This window comes from Alsobacter sp. R-9 (genome assembly GCF_054612375.1).
The window spans coordinates 131237-145420 of record NZ_JBTSWJ010000003.1; the positions used below are offsets into that span (position 1 = coordinate 131237).

Here is a 14184-nt window from a genome sequence, read left to right on the forward strand (position 1 = left end):
ATGACCAAGCTGAAACTCGGCGCGCTCCCCGACGACAAGCCGGTCAAGGTGTCGCGCGAATTGCCCGCGACGCTCTTTCGGGACTTGCAGCTTTACGGGCGCTTGCTGGCCGGCGCAGGACAGCCGCCAATCGAGCCGGAAAAACTCATCGTGCCGATGCTGGAACGCTTCCTCGCCACGGATCGAGAGTTTCAGAAAGCCCGGCGCGCGGCCGGCTGATCTACCGGCGGCACCCGACAGCAGGGGTGCCGCCAGCACAGCAGCGCAAATGCGGCACGCTACGCGCCGCCGATCCCCCTCCATGCTTCGCCTAATTCCGGGGCTTCCAGCTGCCCGGAATCCAGCAGCGAACCACGGAGGACTCCATGTGCGCACAACGCCGTCGCACCAGAAAGGGCCGCCCCCGGCAGCCGGCCCCGAAGACACTCCCCGACGACCTATACAGCTATGACGACGAGCCAGCGCCGACGCGCCAGCGCCGTAACTCTTTGCTTGACGCCATAGACGGGGAGAACTTTTCCGTCACCGACGATTGGCCCGATGATGTGCCCGTCACCGAGGCTGAGATAGAGGTATTCGAGCGATGGTTCGGCGATGTTTTCGATGAGCTGCTAAGCCCGAAAAAACTGAAAGACGGCTTGCCATTCCTATCACAAACTGATAGGAAAAAGGCATGAGCGAGGATCGCGATCCGAACCTCGACACGCTTCTGGACCTCGACGGCCAAGTGCTCGTTGTCGATCCCGAAGGCGGCCATTGGGTGAAGTTCATCGTCACCCGCGTTCCGGCGTCGCCGGAAAAGCCGCATGGCCTCGATTACTCGCTCACGCTTCATGGGCCTTCGGGCGAACGGCTGGTCGGCTTCGACAACGCCCATCCGGTCGGCCGAGGCAGGCGCGGCGAGCCGATGGACCATCGGCATCGCCTCCAAACCGTGAAGCCTTACGCCTACGAGGATGCGGCCACGCTGCTGGCCGACTTCTGGCAGGCGGTGGACGCGGTGTTGAAGGAGCGAGGCGTGATATGACCACATTGAAAGTCGGGATTGCCGACTACGAGGAAATGAAAGCCCGCACCATGCGGATTGCGCGCGGCGAGGAAAAGTCGGCGGCAGGCGATCCGAAGGTGTGGTTCACTTCGACCGAATCTTTCGCCAAGGTGCTGTCGGCCGGCAATCGCGAATTGCTGCGCATCATCGCCGAGAAAGCGCCTGCATCGCTTGAGGAGCTGGCGGAGATCACCGGGCGGGCGGCTTCCAATCTCTCGCGCACCCTGAAAACGATGGAAACCTACGGCCTCGTCCGTTTCGAGCGCGGCCACGGCCGCAAGCTCGCGCCCAGGGTCGTTCATGACCGTGTGGAACTGGCGTTGCCGTTGATCGGTCGCGTCGAAACGCGGAAAGCTGCGGGAGGAAGCCGATGAACTTCCACAATCCCAACGTCGCCACCCGCGCCGCGCTCTATCTGCGCGTCTCGACAGCGCGGCAGGCCGAGCATGACGTGTCGATTCCCGACCAGCGCAAGCAGGGCGAAACCTGGTGCGCCTCGCGCGGCTACCAGCTTGTCGAAACCTTCGTGGAAGCCGGCGCTTCCGCCACCAACGACAAGCGCCCGGAATTCCAGCGCATGATCGAGGCGGCAACGACCAAGCCCGCGCCGTTCGATATCGTCGTGGTGCATTCGTTCAGCCGTTTCTTCCGCGATCACTTTGAGCTGGAGTTCTACGTCAGGAAGCTCGCAAAGAACGGCATCAAGCTCGTCTCCATCACGCAGGAGATGGGCGACGATCCGATGCACCAGATGATGCGGCAGATCATGGCGCTGTTCGACGAATACCAGTCGAAGGAGAACGCCAAGCACGTCCTGCGCACCATGAACGAGAACGCCCGGCAAGGCTTCTGGAACGGCGCACGGCCACCTATCGGCTATCGCATCCTCGCGGCCGAGCAGCGGGGATCGAAGATCAAGAAGAAGCTGGAGATCGACCCGCTGCACGCCGACACCGTGCGGCTGATCTATCGCCTGTTCCTTGAAGGTGATGGCACGTCCGGCGCAATGGGCGTCAAGGCCATCGCGACCTACCTCAACGAGCGCCGCATCTTCACCCGCGACGGCGGCCGATGGGGCTTGGCGCAAGTCCATGCCATCCTGACCCGCACCACCTATATCGGCGAGCACAGGTTCAACACGCGGTCGCACAAGGACCGCCAGAAGAAGCCGGAGAGCGAGGTCGCTATCATGGCGGTGCCGCCCTTGATAGAGCGGGAGCTTTTCGACGCGGTGCAAGCCCGTCTCAAATCCCGTCAGCCGATGGTGACGCCGGCGCGCGTTTCGAGCGGCCCCACGCTTCTGACCGGCATTTGCTTCTGCGCCAAGTGCGGAGGCGCAATGACGCTGCGCACCGGCCGAGGCAGCGCGGGTGGCACATATCGCTATTACACCTGCTCGACCAAGGCGCGGCAGGGTAAGACCGGCTGCGAGGGGCGCACGATCCAGATGGACAGGCTTAACCATCTTGTCGTCGATCACATCGAGGGCCGCTTGCTCCGGCCGACACGGCTGGAAACCATCCTTTCCAGCATCATCGACCGTCGCCAGGAGCGAACCGAGCGCCGTCGCGAGCATCTTGCCGAACTGCATCGGCGAATCACGGAAGCAGACCAGCGGCTCGGCCGTCTCTTTGACGCCATCGAATCCGGCTTGGTCGATAAGGACGATTCGGTGGCGAGAGATCGCATTGCCGGCCTCAAGGCGGTCAGGGATCAAGCTCAGGCCGACGCTGACCGCATAGAGGCCGCGCTAGAAAGCGAGGGCGGCGAAGCCGTCACCGCCGACATGCTCAAATCCTTCGCCCGCAAGGCGCGCGAGCGGATACGGCTGGAAGATGGCGGCTATCGCCGTGACCATCTGCGCGCACTCGCACAGCGCGTCGAAGTTGACGACGCCGAGGCTCGCATCATGGGATCGAAGTCGGAATTGCTGCGAACGCTCGTCGCCGCCGCTTCGGGAGGGAAATCGGCGGCGTTCGGCGTTCATAGTTCTGTACTGAAATGGCGCACCCGACACGATTCGAACGTGTAACCTTTGCCTTCGGAGAGCAAACAGGCCGTCTCATGTGACGTTGTTGACGTCAAATTCTGTCTGTAATTCAATGATGCGTCGTCAGTGACGTCAGGTGCGTCTCACACATCAGTGTGAGACGCCAGTGTGAGACGAACATGAGACCCATCTCGAAGCGCAGCACGAACCCCGTCGACAGCGTCGCCAAGCGCAGAGTGCTCAAGCCCAACAAGAACCCCCTTTGGACACGCGTCGGTCGCGTGCGGGGCGGCCTGTCGCTTGGCTACCGCAAGCCGGTTCGAGGGCCGGGCTCGTGGTGCGCCAAGCTGGTTTTCAATAAGGCGCGCTTCGAAGCCCGACTCGCTCAGGCAGATGACGACGGCCATGAGCCCGGCGCCCTCGACTATGAGGGCGCCTTGGCCGCAGCCATCGAGTGGTCGCGTCGGATGCAGGCGGAGGCGGCGGCGCGAGCAGTCGCCAAGGGGCAGGCGGCAGCCCTGACTGTGCGAAGCGCCGTCGAGACACACACGGACGCGCTGGTGGCCGAGCGGGGCCAGCACGGGCGCATCGCGAAGGGCCGGCTCGCCTTGCATGTCCTGAGCGACGACGACTTCGCCGCCTTGCCGCTGGCGGAACTGGACGTCGCGGCGTTCGAAGGGTGGCGCAATCGCCGCCTGTCGGGCCAGCCTGCGGCGACGGCCAACCGCATCCTGAACGATCTCCGCGCCGCTCTGAATCGAGCGGCACGTCGGCACGCCAAGCGCCTGCCGGCGGACCTGCCAGCCGTCATCAGGGAAGGCGCTATCCGACTGCCGGTGGCGAAGGTCGAAGCGGCCCGGACCCAGGTCATGACGGAGGCCGACCTGCGAGCCGTGCTGAAAGCCGCCCTGGAGATCGACCCGGATTTCGGCGCGATGGTGGCTGTACTGGCGGCGACGGGCGCCCGCTGGAGCCAAGCGGCGAAGCTGCGGGTCCGAGACCTGATGGTCGACAAACTGCGCATTCTCATGCCGCGCTCGTCCAAGGGGCGCGCCGGTGGGGAAAAGGCAGGCGCAATCCCGTGGCCGTTGGGGAAGGATGTCGTGGACGTTATTCGGCCGCTGACGACTGGGCGGCGGGGGCATGAGTCGCTTCTGACCCGGTGGAGCTACCGGCGCGGCGAACGACTTTCGTGGATCAAGGACAAGCGGGTGCCGTGGGGCGCAGCGTCGGACGCGCGCGACTTGTGGGCGCAAGTGCTGGCGAAGGCCGGCGTGGACCAGACCCTGACTATGTACGCCCTTCGGCATACGCGTGCCGTCGAACTGATCCGAGCGGGCGTCCCTATTCGTGTCGTCGCGGACGCTCTCGATACGTCGGTCGAGATGATCGAGGCGCACTACTCTTTCGCCATAGTGAACAAGTCGGAGGACCTGCTCAGGGCCGTGCTCACCCCCCTCGCCCCGACTGTGCCGGCACCCCTCAAGGCAGTATCGTGACCGACTCATCCCCGGCGAAGGGCCGGCTGCTCACGGTGCCTGCGAGTGACTTCGACAAGCTTCGGGGCAAGAAACTCGAGGCGTCAGAAACGCCCGGCCTTGACCTGTACGTCACCGTCCCTGACGCCTTCGACATGAACGCCACAGCGGACCCGCCTCTGCAGGGGCCGTGGCGGCGGGTCGTGATGCGGTGGACAATAGACTGGTTCGCGCCCGGCTGGCAGGACGGCACGGCCCCAACGCTACGCATCGACAGACCCGGTCGCTCGTCCAACCGCACGGGGCGGCCACGTCACAGGCCGGCCGCATCTCGTCTCGTGATCGGCGAGCGCCTCAGCGACGCGGGACTCGCGGTGATCGCCGAGGGGCTCTCGCGCGACGGTCGGTCTCTGCTCGACGCCTGCAAATTCGTCGTTGTGACCTACTGCCCGAAGGTCGAACAGACGAGCAAGCGGGTGGAGCAAATTCGGCAACGCGTCATTGAGTTGCGACGCGCTTCCGCCGGAAGCCAAGACGGCTGAGATTTCTACAACAGTCTTCCTCGACGTAATTGACGTCGCTGCGGCAGGGTCGCTCCCAACACGGAGGACGACCGATGACTACTGCCGCCGCCTCAACCTGCAACAGCCCGTTCGTGACTGTGGACGCCGCCGCGCAAGCGCTGTGCGCTTCGCGAGCCACCGTCTATGCGCTTGCCCAACGCGGCGTCTTGCGGCTTGCGAAGCTGCACGGGCGGACGGTCGTAGATCGTGGCACGTTGATGGCTGCCATTGCCGCGGCCGCGCCATACAGCCCGTCGACCAAGACCCGGAAGGCAAACGAGGCACGCGCGGCGAACTCTCGCCGCGCCCTTCACCGGGCAGGCTCCGGTGCCATGATCGACCCCGTCTGACGCACGACGGCCCGCCGCGCAGAAGCGCCGGCGGGCCGTCTGAACCGCGCCGCGCCGTGCCACCGGCGCGCTCGTGAACCTCGATGACGCGAGGCCCCAAATGCCTATCACCTCTCGCTCGTCAGCCCAAGCTGGCGCTGCTGACGACGGCGAAGCCGCGGCCCGCCGGGATGCGGCTCGTATAGCAGCCGAGCTCCGGTCCGAGATTGGCGATGTCAGCCGCGACGAAGTCGCGGACCTCGTCGACGAGCTCACCGCTGCGGGCCTGCTCGACGCCAGTCTGGCGAGCCGCGCCCGGCAGTTTGACCAGAAGGGTTCGCCTGACAGCGACGCGCCGTTGCTCCGGCTCTTTGCTCTCATCAATGAGATCCGCGACGACTTGGCGGAAAAGGCCATCGTCGAGTTGGAGCGCGTGCACGGTCTCGAGGAAGTCGTCGAGATCGTCGCACTAGGCCACCACAAGCGACCGCACGGGCAGGCCGCCGGCAGGCTCGGCGACAATGACAAGCGAGCCGAAATCCGCGCGTTCATCCGGTCCCGGCTTGGCCGCGCGAACCTCTACGTCGGGACGCAGCCCCGACTTCCGACCTTCAGCGGCATCCGCCGCTCGACCGACAGCGACATTCCGGAGCACCGCCGGGTGCTGGTGGACGTTGACCGCAAGAAGGCGGGCGAAGATGACGCGGCTTGGGCGACCCGCCGGACGGAGTTGCTCGACAAGCTCTCTAGTCTCGGGCCGGTCGATCTCGTGGACACCGGCGGCGGTGTCCAGGCGGTTTTCGATGTCGAACCGACGTCCGACAGCGCCGAGATGCGGCGTCGGGCGGCCTTGGTCAACAAGATCGCGAAGGCGGTCGGCGGAGACCGCATGGGCGACTTGGTGCGCATCCGGCGGTTGCCGTGGTCAATCAACGTCCTCTCCCCGGACAAACGCGAGCGCGGGCGGCGGATTGCGCTGGCCGTGCCGGTGGAACGCGTGCGGCCGCCGCAGACGTGGGCCGTGGACGACCTTGCGGCTACGCTGCAGGGCAGCCGCGTGGATGCAGACGGGCCTTCAACTGCGCCCCGCGATGCGGCACCGCGGGCAACGGCGTCACCCTCTCGTGGCAAGCGCGGCCGGCCGGCGCCTACTGCTGACGTGCTCCGCCGCCTGATGGAGGCCCTCCCGAACGACGGCCCGTTCGACGACCGCTCCGACTTCGTGCGTGTGCTTCACGCGATCAGGGGCGCGGCGGGTGACGACCTTTCGCTCGCCGTCGAGGTGGCAGAGGAATGGGCCGGGCGGTGGCACCGCGGTGGCGACGCCGGTGAGGCGCGCCGCGTGATCGAAACGATGACCGACGAACCCGCAACGGGTTGGGACGAACTGGTGGCCATCGCACCTGCCGCCATCCGGCATGAACTCGCCGCGTCGATCTTCAGCTCCGAGCCGTTGGATGACGCGGAGATAGCCGCGGCTGCAGCGGCGGCCTGTGCGGAGGCTGCGGCTCGTGCCCCGGCGTGGATCACGGCCATGAATGCCCGCTTCGCCCTCGTCGCCGGCATCGCGGGGGTTGTCGATCTCGACGAGGGCGGCGACCAACTCTTCCGCGTCCGGAGCGTGCAGGAGTTCAAGACGTACAACGACGGCGTGAAGGTTGAGGTGCCGGGCCGGAAGGCCCCGCTGGGGCGCGGCTCAGCGTGGCTGGATAGCGCCTTTGCCCGACGGGCCGAGAGGATCGGCCTGTGGCTGCCGGGGCAGGCTCCTGCGGAGAGCATCAATCTGTTTCGCGGCCTTCCGGTAGCGCCGAAGGCTGGCGGGTGGGACCAGACCCGCGCGTTCCTGCACGACGTGATCGCGGCCGGCGATCTCAAGACGTTCGAGTTCGTGTTGAACTGGCTCGCGGCCGGGCTCCAGCAGCCGCTAGAGCGGGGCGAGACCGCCCTTGCTCTGGTCGGCGACCGGGGGACCGGCAAGGGCACGCTCCTTGGGATGTTGGGCGAGCTCTACGGCCCTGCGCACACGTTCACGGCGAGTTCCCCTGAGCACCTTCTCCACCGCTTCAACGCGCATCTGGAGGGTCGCCTCCTGCTCGTGGCGGAGGAAGCACTGTTCGGTCGGGATCGCGAACGGCTCGGCGTGTTCAAGGCCCTGGTCACGGAACCCACCCTGACCATCGAACCGAAGCACCAGCAGGTGCGGACGGTCCCGAACCGGCTCAAGGTGATTATCGCAACGAACGATCTCGCGGGCGTCCCCGTCGAAGTCGGGGACCGCCGCGTCTCCGTCCTGCAGGTCAGTCCGGCGCGACGGCAGGACAGCGCTTACTTCGCTGGCCTCCGCGCTGCCTGGGCCGGCGGCGAACGCGAGGCCTTCCTTCACGCCATGCTCACCCGCGATCTCTCGGCGTTCGACCGCCGACAGCCTCTCCGGACTTCGGCGCGGCGGGCGGTGGCCGAGGCGACGGCCAAGCCACTCACCTCATGGTGGATCGATGTCCTCGACTCGGGGGTGCTGCCGGGAGCCGCTGAGCTTGCCGTCGATCGCGGACTTGCCCCGCTGGCGGCTGACGCGTGGTCGACCGGTCCTGTCATGACGCGCTTCAACGACCTGCTCGAAGACGCGCGCACGTGGGCGCGGCGGGAGCGGGCGCGACACACGCCCTCGCGGGCCGAGCTCTCAGAGGCTCTGGAGTCCATGTGCCCCGGGCGTACGCGTCGGCAGCCGCGGGTGGCCGGACGGCAGATCGAGGCGCTGGAGTTCCCAAGCCTGTTGGAGTGCCAGGGCGCCCTCAACACAGCGCTCGGGGGCGAAGGGTAGGTGAAGGACGAGATGCGCTTTTCGGCCGTCCTTCACCCGTTTCGGCACGCGCGCGGGGAAGGACGAGACGAGGTGAAGGACGCGCCGCCGCGGCCTCATCCTTCACCTAATCCTTTATGCTGACAGGCTCCAAATCGTTGTTCTCTATTGTCTTTCTTCCTCTGAAGGATGAGAAGGACAAGAAATACAAAGAATATGACGGGAACAAATAAAGACATGACAGACAGGTCATCCACATCATCAGAGTTCACTTCTATGGAAAAATTCGACGGGCCCGTCCTTCACCCCGCCATGCCGCCCCGCCTACGCGAGACAGGCCCCTACACGGGTCTCTTGCCCCGTCCCGAGGTCTCTGACGAGGCGTGGTTTCGGCGTGAGTCGTTCCGGGTCTATCGCGCCCGGACCGCCACACTCGGGGAGATCAACCGGCTCCCTTACCCCTACCCAGTCTACCTCGATCTCGATTGGGATATCCCTATGGTGCTGACCGTCATCGTTCGGTGCACTGGCGAGCGGGTGCTCACGCGCTGGTCGCTTTGCAGCTGGGACGAACTGGTGTCCAGCGACGCCCTTTGCCGGTCCCTGTTCTGCGACGCGTGCCGTGAGTTGGACCAGCACGGGCTGCCGCTACCGGACCGCGGCCCGCTCTGATCCGCCAGCCGCCCCCGGCCAGCGTAGCGGGCGACGCGCCACTATCATTCGCGAAGAAGAACCCCGCCATGATCGACTTCCCGAACCTGCGTCCCTCTCACCGAAAGCTGAGCCGCCACGTGCGGCGCTTTCTGGATCACCTGGAGAGTACGGGCGGCGCCCAATACGTGCACGCTCGTGACATCCCGCCCCGGTTGAGGGTGGTCTGTGAAACCAACGGTATCCACGTGGGGCGGAAACGGCCGCGCGCCGGCAAGCCGTAGAGCCCGCGCCGGTGAGGGCCCCAGACGGGCCGCTGCGACTGCAGCATCAGCGACGGATCGGTGCGCCCGCGACGGGGACTGCGGCGGCGGCGGCCGGTGCCGGCGCAAGGCCGCTGTCAAGCGCTCCGCGGCACCGCCCGTCAGCCCGCCTGGAGTTCGCGCAGGAACGCCACCCAATCCTGCCACGCCTTCCCTTCGCCCCGCTCCAGCGTGGCCCGATGCGCGTTGGCGATCCGCAGGAGGGTCATCTCGTCGTCGCCGTATGGCGCGGCGATCTCGCGCAGGTCCTTCCAGTGGGCCGCGAGGTGGTCGAGAAGCGCCTCGCGCCCGTCGGCGCTCAACTTCAGGGGGTGCGGGGCCTGAGGGTTCCTCGTCTGCGGCGCCCGAGGCCTGTCGATATGGCTCCTCTTGCTGTAGGCCGTCGGGCGGCCCGCCACGAGGAAGGCCGCCGGTGACGCATCGCTGAGGCCTGGGTCATGTCCGGCCGGCGCGGGGCCGTCCGCCTCAACGCGGGGCCGTAGGACGTCGCGGCACCACGTCTCCCAGCGCTCCAGCTGCCGCCGGTCGATCATGAATCGCCGGAACTTCCACCGGGCAGTGTCCAGCGTGGCCGGCGCCATGTCCATCGTGTCCACGGACACGGCCGTGGACAAGGCTGAGGAGAACGACGGCTCGTGCTCGCCGAGGTCAAGGGTGCGCCCCGGCGTCCAGCGGTCGCGCTTCCAACGGTCGCGAAGTCGGTTAGCGGCACGCCGCGCCTCGTGACGGGCGAAATCATTTGGCGAGAGGCGGCCAGCAGCAAGGTCACGTATCTGCTCCGCTCGATAACTGCGTGCCGCGGTGGGCCCCGCGTGCCGGAGGCACCGCGCAGAGCGCCCAACGGGAGGATGCCGGCACACACCGCCCTGTCGGGTTCTCGCGCCGCATATGGCTCGCCCCGTTTGTCCAAAACGTGTTTCAGCAGAAGCCGCGTCGAGGTTTTCACGATGCCTTTCGGAGTAGATCGCACCCGGCAAGAATGACATCTCAACAGGCCCCCATCCCCGCCGTACATGGGATCAAAAACTAATATTAAACTTGTTCTTAAGATATTGCAGCACCTTTACATCGGGACTTTTTGCGACTTGAACGACACCGTGTGGATTTGTTGAAGTTCAGGAAGTTAATGGCGCATCTGACGTCACTCGCTAGCGGCGCTCTCGCGACTTGGCGGATTTGAAGTGTCTTTTGCGAGGGGAGTTCCTATCTTTCTGGGCAGGTCACGGATATCCGTGTTTCAAAATGCTGTTGGTTGAGTCGGACGGGGGGAGGTTGATGCGAGTTGTGGACAATCTCGAAAATTCGCCAATCGCCGAGGCCTTGGTGGAGTTTCGATTTTCCTCAGCCGATCTCCCCGAGGTCACCATCGGCAAGTTGGCTTCTTGCCCATTGTGGTCGGACTTTGAGCCAGTGCGTCTGCCTCTTGCTGAAATGCCGGCGCAACTTCGCGAGTCTGATCCCAATCTCAGGATTCAACCGCTCCTCGAGCTTCACGCTCAGGATCGCAAGAAAATAATAAAGGTCGGTCCTTCAGTGTTTTCTATTCATCTGCTGGCGCCTTATCCTGGCTGGACACGATTTTCGGAGTTCATAGATCCAGCTCTATCATACGCATTTGACAGTATAAGGGCCTTCTCTGTGTCGCGCGTTGGATTTCGATATATAAACGCCTTCATTGATGGAGTTCACAATGTGAATGGAGTAGATGATCTAAATCTAGAGATAAAGGTTGCGGGAGAACATTTGAGCATTCCTATGAATCTGAACTATTCAGGTAAGATTGAGGGCCACACTTATCTCGTTCGCATTGCCTCTCCTGAATTTGTTTCCGGGGCCAATATTGGCAAAATGAAAGCACTTATTGATCTCGATATCTATACAAACGAGGTCGAGCCACCCTCAACGCGGCTCGAGATTATTTCATGGATATCAAAGGCTCATGAGATGCTTAAGAGCCAGTTCTTTAGATTGATACCTGAGGGTCGACTGTCGTAGGCGGGGGAGCGGCTATGGACGCGAGTGCAATTGCAACTGTATGGCAGATTTTGACACATCCAATGGAGCCGTTGGCTTCGCGGGATAGGGCGGTTGCGGCGCAACTTGAACCGCAACTAACTCGAATTTGGTTGCCACAAGAGGTGCGGATTTCTGCTCCCGCTCCGACTGTTCTTTCGGTGAAGGAACAGCGATACCTAAGGCAAGCTTTGAAGCGTTCAGTTCGTGTTGTGCGCCCGGTGTCCAGAACCGCTTAGAAATTATGCCTGTCGACGCCCGTCAGATCGCTATTGAAGCGCACTTCTCTCGCACAATAGGAGCGTACTACGGCTCCGCGGAGGAGATTTCTTTCGGGACGGGGCTTATCTGCGCGGACATAGAGTACATACAATACGATGCAGAAGGCGATCAGTATGATATTGTTATTGGACGGGCTTTAATACTTACGCATGAATGTGATATTGATCAATCAAATGTGCGGAACTTTAACGAGTATCTTCTTATATGTCCGTTAATTGATCTTCAAGAGTATGCTGAAGTAATTGTGGAATCTGAAGGAGAGGCGGCTGCGGTCGATCGAATAAAGACATTCTGCAAAAATATAGTCCAAAGAATTTTTGTCCTCCCTCCCGATGTAACAGGGAAATTCCCGGCTCTCTCAAACGGGGCCATCCTATACTTGAACTATATAACGAGCATCCATTATTCAAAGCTCCAGAATGTAACAAAGATTTGCGCACTATCTTGGGATGCTCTGATAGCATTCGACAAAAAAGTTGAGAATCATCTTCTCAGAGAGAAATCCGATAATCTGCCGCGACTGAGTTGAATTATTATGATCAACTACAATCATCATCGAACGGGCCAAACTTAAAATCGGCGCTATTTCACACGGGCGCTCGATAACATTAATACGAGCTCTCTGGGGCGACAGGGAGGGGGTGGGGCTGGCGCTGGCGGCACGCGGGAGCCTTGCCATTCATCGGCGGCAAGTTGTCAGACTTTCCACTTGTCCAGCGCGACCCTGACCTGAGACACGAGAGCGGTTGCCCAGTCCGCACCTTTTCCGTGGCCACGCCGGCCGCGTTCGTCCTGCTCCGTCGCGCCCTGATGGCCAGCGAAAATTCGGGTGACCGACACCGGCACACTTGTCGGGCTCGTGCACATCGCAGCCAGACCGGAGTGAACACCCGATGTCCGTCGTGCCCTTCTCGACTGCAAGAGCTCTCCTGCCCGACCCCGCCGACGCGATCTTTCGCGACTGGGGCGCCGAAGAGGGCCGAGCCCTCCGCTTCCTCCACCAGCAAGGCTTCGACCTCGACGGAGACCTCAGGCCCTTGGTAGGCGATCTGCTGGTGCTTCTGGTGCGACATCCGCCCACGGTAGTCGCCGCCCGGATGGGCGTGACAGTCGAATTCGTCACGGGCCTCAACGATCCGGGTGCAGTTGGAATGTTGGACGCCTTGCGCACCCTGGTGCCGCACGGGGCGTTTGCCCGGCCGCTGCGACTACGCAGAAACCCTTATTCGGCTTCACATTCATATATTATGCACAAGTAAAGGCTCAGCTTAGGCTTGTTCGTCTGGCGATCCCGCGGCCCATCGGTCCAACAATCCAGCGAGCGCTCTTGATCGGTCATGGCGCGCCACCGGTCCTGCCATACGACAGCCTCCGCCAACGACGCCGGAGGCTGTGCAGTCGGGCAGGGCGAAGGGCGGGTGTGGCTGCCGCGGCGTCCCGCTGGCCTTCGCCTAACCTCAGCGGCAACGGAACTGAGCGCCGGCCGCGCACGCACCGTCCTGGCTTCAATTGACCTCAATCGGCGGCGCTGTGTGAGACGCCACTGTGAGACGCAGTCGCGGTGAGTACTTAACACATTGAAATTGTTGGCGCACCCGACACGATTCGAACGTGTGACCTTTGCCTTCGGAGGGCAACGCTCTATCCAGCTGAGCTACGGGTGCATGCTGCGAGGCAGGCCACGCCTGTCTAGCCGATTGCGGCGGAGGGCTCAAGGGCGGGGTGCGGGAAAGCGGGCCGCTCGGGAGGCGGGGGATGTGCGGCGTCGACGCGTCGGGCCCGGGGCCCGAGCGCGAACCAGAGGCAGGGTGTCCTAGCGCGCCTTCCTTGGCGTGAGCAGCATCCGGAACAGCACGCCGTCGCCGAGTTCGCTGTTGATCTCGCGCAGCGCGAAGTAGGGCGTCAGCACGAGCACCATCAGCAGGCTGGTCACGGCGGCCTCCATCAGGCTCCCGTCGGCGAGTTCGGACATGATCATGCCGACCGACTTGCCGTGGATCGTCCCGACGACGAGTTCCTCGATCACCGTGAGCAGGACGAGGAGCGTGGCGAACAGCAAGGCCTGCCGGGCGATGGCCACGATGGGGCGGCTCCCGCGTCCCATGCGCTCGCCGACCCGGGCGCTGTGCAGGAGCAGAAGGAACTTGCCGAGCACCAGGGCCTTGATGGCGGCGATCCCGAGGGGCACGAAGGAAACGCCCGCGTGGGAGAGCACGGCGGACTTGTAGAGAAGAAGGGCGCCGAAGCAGACGTAGAGGTAGGCGACGATCACCGCATAGGCGGCGAGTTCGTGCCGTGCGCGGTCGGCGAGGCTTTCGTGGTGCTCGCCCGCCGCGTGTGCGCCGCTGCCCGGCGCGCCGATCGTGCGCAGGGCGGGAACGTCGGCGGGCCTGCACCAGGCGCTGAAGCCGTCCGCCCAGACGAGCAGGTCCCCGTCGGGGTCGGCCTCCACCATGGCTGCGACCTCGCCCAGCGCCATCGGCCCGACGACGTCGCCGTGCCGCGCCACGAACCAATGCGACTCCATTGTCCCGCCCTCTGCCCCTCGGACGCCAACTCTCGGGCTCGGGCGTCGCCGTGACAAGGCCGGATCGCGTGGGACCGGACGTTGCGTCGCCGGCCTCGCGGGCCATGCACCGGAAGGCGATTCCGGCAGCGCGGGCGCCGCAACCGTCGCGGGAGTGGCTTGAGCTAGGCAACGCCGGAT

Annotated in this window: 14 protein-coding genes and 1 tRNA gene; 12 read left to right on the top strand and 3 right to left on the bottom strand. The window is 64.0% G+C overall.

From position 1 onward, the window contains the following. The 10 genes from ACX9GQ_RS06100 (at window position 1) to ACX9GQ_RS06145 (ending at window position 8880) form a co-directional block, all read left to right on the top strand. Window positions 1–219 (top strand): DUF2274 domain-containing protein, encoded by a 219-nt coding sequence (locus ACX9GQ_RS06100; RefSeq protein ID WP_459628658.1) that lies wholly within the window; start codon window positions 1–3, stop codon window positions 217–219. 146 nt (window positions 220–365) lie between these two features. Beyond that, window positions 366–677 carry a hypothetical protein gene (locus ACX9GQ_RS06105; RefSeq protein WP_459628659.1) on the top strand — a complete coding sequence of 104 codons (312 nt, stop codon included), beginning with the start codon at window positions 366–368 and terminating at the stop codon, window positions 675–677. After that, window positions 674–1027: a toxin-antitoxin system TumE family protein gene (locus ACX9GQ_RS06110; RefSeq protein ID WP_459628660.1), complete on the top strand. Its 354-nt coding sequence runs from the start codon at window positions 674–676 to the stop codon at window positions 1025–1027. The genes ACX9GQ_RS06105 and ACX9GQ_RS06110 overlap by 4 nt, the downstream gene beginning before the upstream one ends. After that, window positions 1024–1422: an HVO_A0114 family putative DNA-binding protein gene (locus ACX9GQ_RS06115; RefSeq protein WP_459628661.1), complete on the top strand. Its 399-nt coding sequence runs from the start codon at window positions 1024–1026 to the stop codon at window positions 1420–1422. Before ACX9GQ_RS06110 ends, ACX9GQ_RS06115 begins: the two co-directional genes overlap by 4 nt. After that, the gene (locus ACX9GQ_RS06120) at window positions 1419–3080 is read left to right on the top strand and encodes a recombinase family protein (RefSeq protein ID WP_459628662.1); all 1662 of its coding nucleotides are present in this window, start codon (window positions 1419–1421) and stop codon (window positions 3078–3080) included. Before ACX9GQ_RS06115 ends, ACX9GQ_RS06120 begins: the two co-directional genes overlap by 4 nt. Before the next feature lie 137 nt (window positions 3081–3217). After that, on the top strand, window positions 3218–4537 hold the full coding sequence (locus ACX9GQ_RS06125) for a tyrosine-type recombinase/integrase (protein ID WP_459628663.1): 1320 nt from the start codon (window positions 3218–3220) through the stop codon (window positions 4535–4537). Next, complete coding sequence (locus ACX9GQ_RS06130; RefSeq protein WP_459628664.1) at window positions 4534–5058, top strand: hypothetical protein; 525 nt, start codon at window positions 4534–4536, stop codon at window positions 5056–5058. The genes ACX9GQ_RS06125 and ACX9GQ_RS06130 overlap by 4 nt, the downstream gene beginning before the upstream one ends. Window positions 5059–5132: 74 nt before the next feature. Then, window positions 5133–5429, top strand: a complete 297-nt coding sequence (locus tag ACX9GQ_RS06135) for a hypothetical protein (RefSeq protein ID WP_459628665.1) — start codon at window positions 5133–5135, stop codon at window positions 5427–5429. A gap of 100 nt (window positions 5430–5529) precedes the next feature. Beyond that, the gene (locus ACX9GQ_RS06140) at window positions 5530–8229 is read left to right on the top strand and encodes a DUF5906 domain-containing protein (RefSeq protein WP_459628666.1); all 2700 of its coding nucleotides are present in this window, start codon (window positions 5530–5532) and stop codon (window positions 8227–8229) included. Between the two features lie 477 nt (window positions 8230–8706). After that, the gene (locus ACX9GQ_RS06145; RefSeq protein WP_459628667.1) at window positions 8707–8880 is read left to right on the top strand and encodes a hypothetical protein; all 174 of its coding nucleotides are present in this window, start codon (window positions 8707–8709) and stop codon (window positions 8878–8880) included. Window positions 8881–9283: 403 nt separating this feature from the next. On the opposite strand, the gene ACX9GQ_RS06150 is transcribed toward ACX9GQ_RS06145, so the two are convergent. Continuing rightward, on the bottom strand, window positions 9284–9763 hold the full coding sequence (locus tag ACX9GQ_RS06150) for a hypothetical protein (protein ID WP_459628668.1): 480 nt from the start codon (window positions 9761–9763) through the stop codon (window positions 9284–9286). Between the two features lie 703 nt (window positions 9764–10466). Between ACX9GQ_RS06150 and ACX9GQ_RS06155 the strand changes: the two genes are divergently transcribed. Both ACX9GQ_RS06155 and ACX9GQ_RS06160 read left to right on the top strand, forming a co-directional pair. Then, window positions 10467–11177, top strand: a complete 711-nt coding sequence (locus tag ACX9GQ_RS06155) for a TIGR04255 family protein (RefSeq protein WP_459628669.1) — start codon at window positions 10467–10469, stop codon at window positions 11175–11177. A gap of 1193 nt (window positions 11178–12370) precedes the next feature. Further along, window positions 12371–12736: a hypothetical protein gene (locus tag ACX9GQ_RS06160; protein ID WP_459628670.1), complete on the top strand. Its 366-nt coding sequence runs from the start codon at window positions 12371–12373 to the stop codon at window positions 12734–12736. 328 nt (window positions 12737–13064) lie between these two features. Here the strand turns inward: ACX9GQ_RS06160 and ACX9GQ_RS06165 are convergent. Together ACX9GQ_RS06165 and ACX9GQ_RS06170 are read right to left on the bottom strand one after the other, a co-directional pair. Beyond that, window positions 13065–13141 (bottom strand) — tRNA-Arg (locus ACX9GQ_RS06165). A gap of 149 nt (window positions 13142–13290) precedes the next feature. After that, window positions 13291–14004 (bottom strand): DUF4339 domain-containing protein, encoded by a 714-nt coding sequence (locus ACX9GQ_RS06170; RefSeq protein WP_459628671.1) that lies wholly within the window; start codon window positions 14002–14004, stop codon window positions 13291–13293. Between the last annotated feature and the right edge of the window lie 180 nt (window positions 14005–14184).

What these genes read in the sequence shown, in the direction of transcription:
- ACX9GQ_RS06105 (WP_459628659.1), top strand. Translation starts at nt 366, where the DNA reads ATGTGCGCACAACGCCGTCGCACCAGAAAGGGCCGCCCCCGGCAGCCG.
- ACX9GQ_RS06145 (WP_459628667.1), top strand. Translation starts at nt 8,707, where the DNA reads ATGGTGCTGACCGTCATCGTTCGGTGCACTGGCGAGCGGGTGCTCACG.
- ACX9GQ_RS06135 (WP_459628665.1), top strand. Translation starts at nt 5,133, where the DNA reads ATGACTACTGCCGCCGCCTCAACCTGCAACAGCCCGTTCGTGACTGTG.
- ACX9GQ_RS06120 (WP_459628662.1), top strand. Translation starts at nt 1,419, where the DNA reads ATGAACTTCCACAATCCCAACGTCGCCACCCGCGCCGCGCTCTATCTG.
- ACX9GQ_RS06150 (WP_459628668.1), bottom strand. Translation starts at nt 9,763, where the DNA reads ATGGCGCCGGCCACGCTGGACACTGCCCGGTGGAAGTTCCGGCGATTC.
- ACX9GQ_RS06100 (WP_459628658.1), top strand. Translation starts at nt 1, where the DNA reads ATGACCAAGCTGAAACTCGGCGCGCTCCCCGACGACAAGCCGGTCAAG.
- ACX9GQ_RS06110 (WP_459628660.1), top strand. Translation starts at nt 674, where the DNA reads ATGAGCGAGGATCGCGATCCGAACCTCGACACGCTTCTGGACCTCGAC.
- ACX9GQ_RS06115 (WP_459628661.1), top strand. Translation starts at nt 1,024, where the DNA reads ATGACCACATTGAAAGTCGGGATTGCCGACTACGAGGAAATGAAAGCC.
- ACX9GQ_RS06160 (WP_459628670.1), top strand. Translation starts at nt 12,371, where the DNA reads ATGTCCGTCGTGCCCTTCTCGACTGCAAGAGCTCTCCTGCCCGACCCC.
- ACX9GQ_RS06140 (WP_459628666.1), top strand. Translation starts at nt 5,530, where the DNA reads ATGCCTATCACCTCTCGCTCGTCAGCCCAAGCTGGCGCTGCTGACGAC.
- ACX9GQ_RS06170 (WP_459628671.1), bottom strand. Translation starts at nt 14,004, where the DNA reads ATGGAGTCGCATTGGTTCGTGGCGCGGCACGGCGACGTCGTCGGGCCG.
- ACX9GQ_RS06125 (WP_459628663.1), top strand. Translation starts at nt 3,218, where the DNA reads ATGAGACCCATCTCGAAGCGCAGCACGAACCCCGTCGACAGCGTCGCC.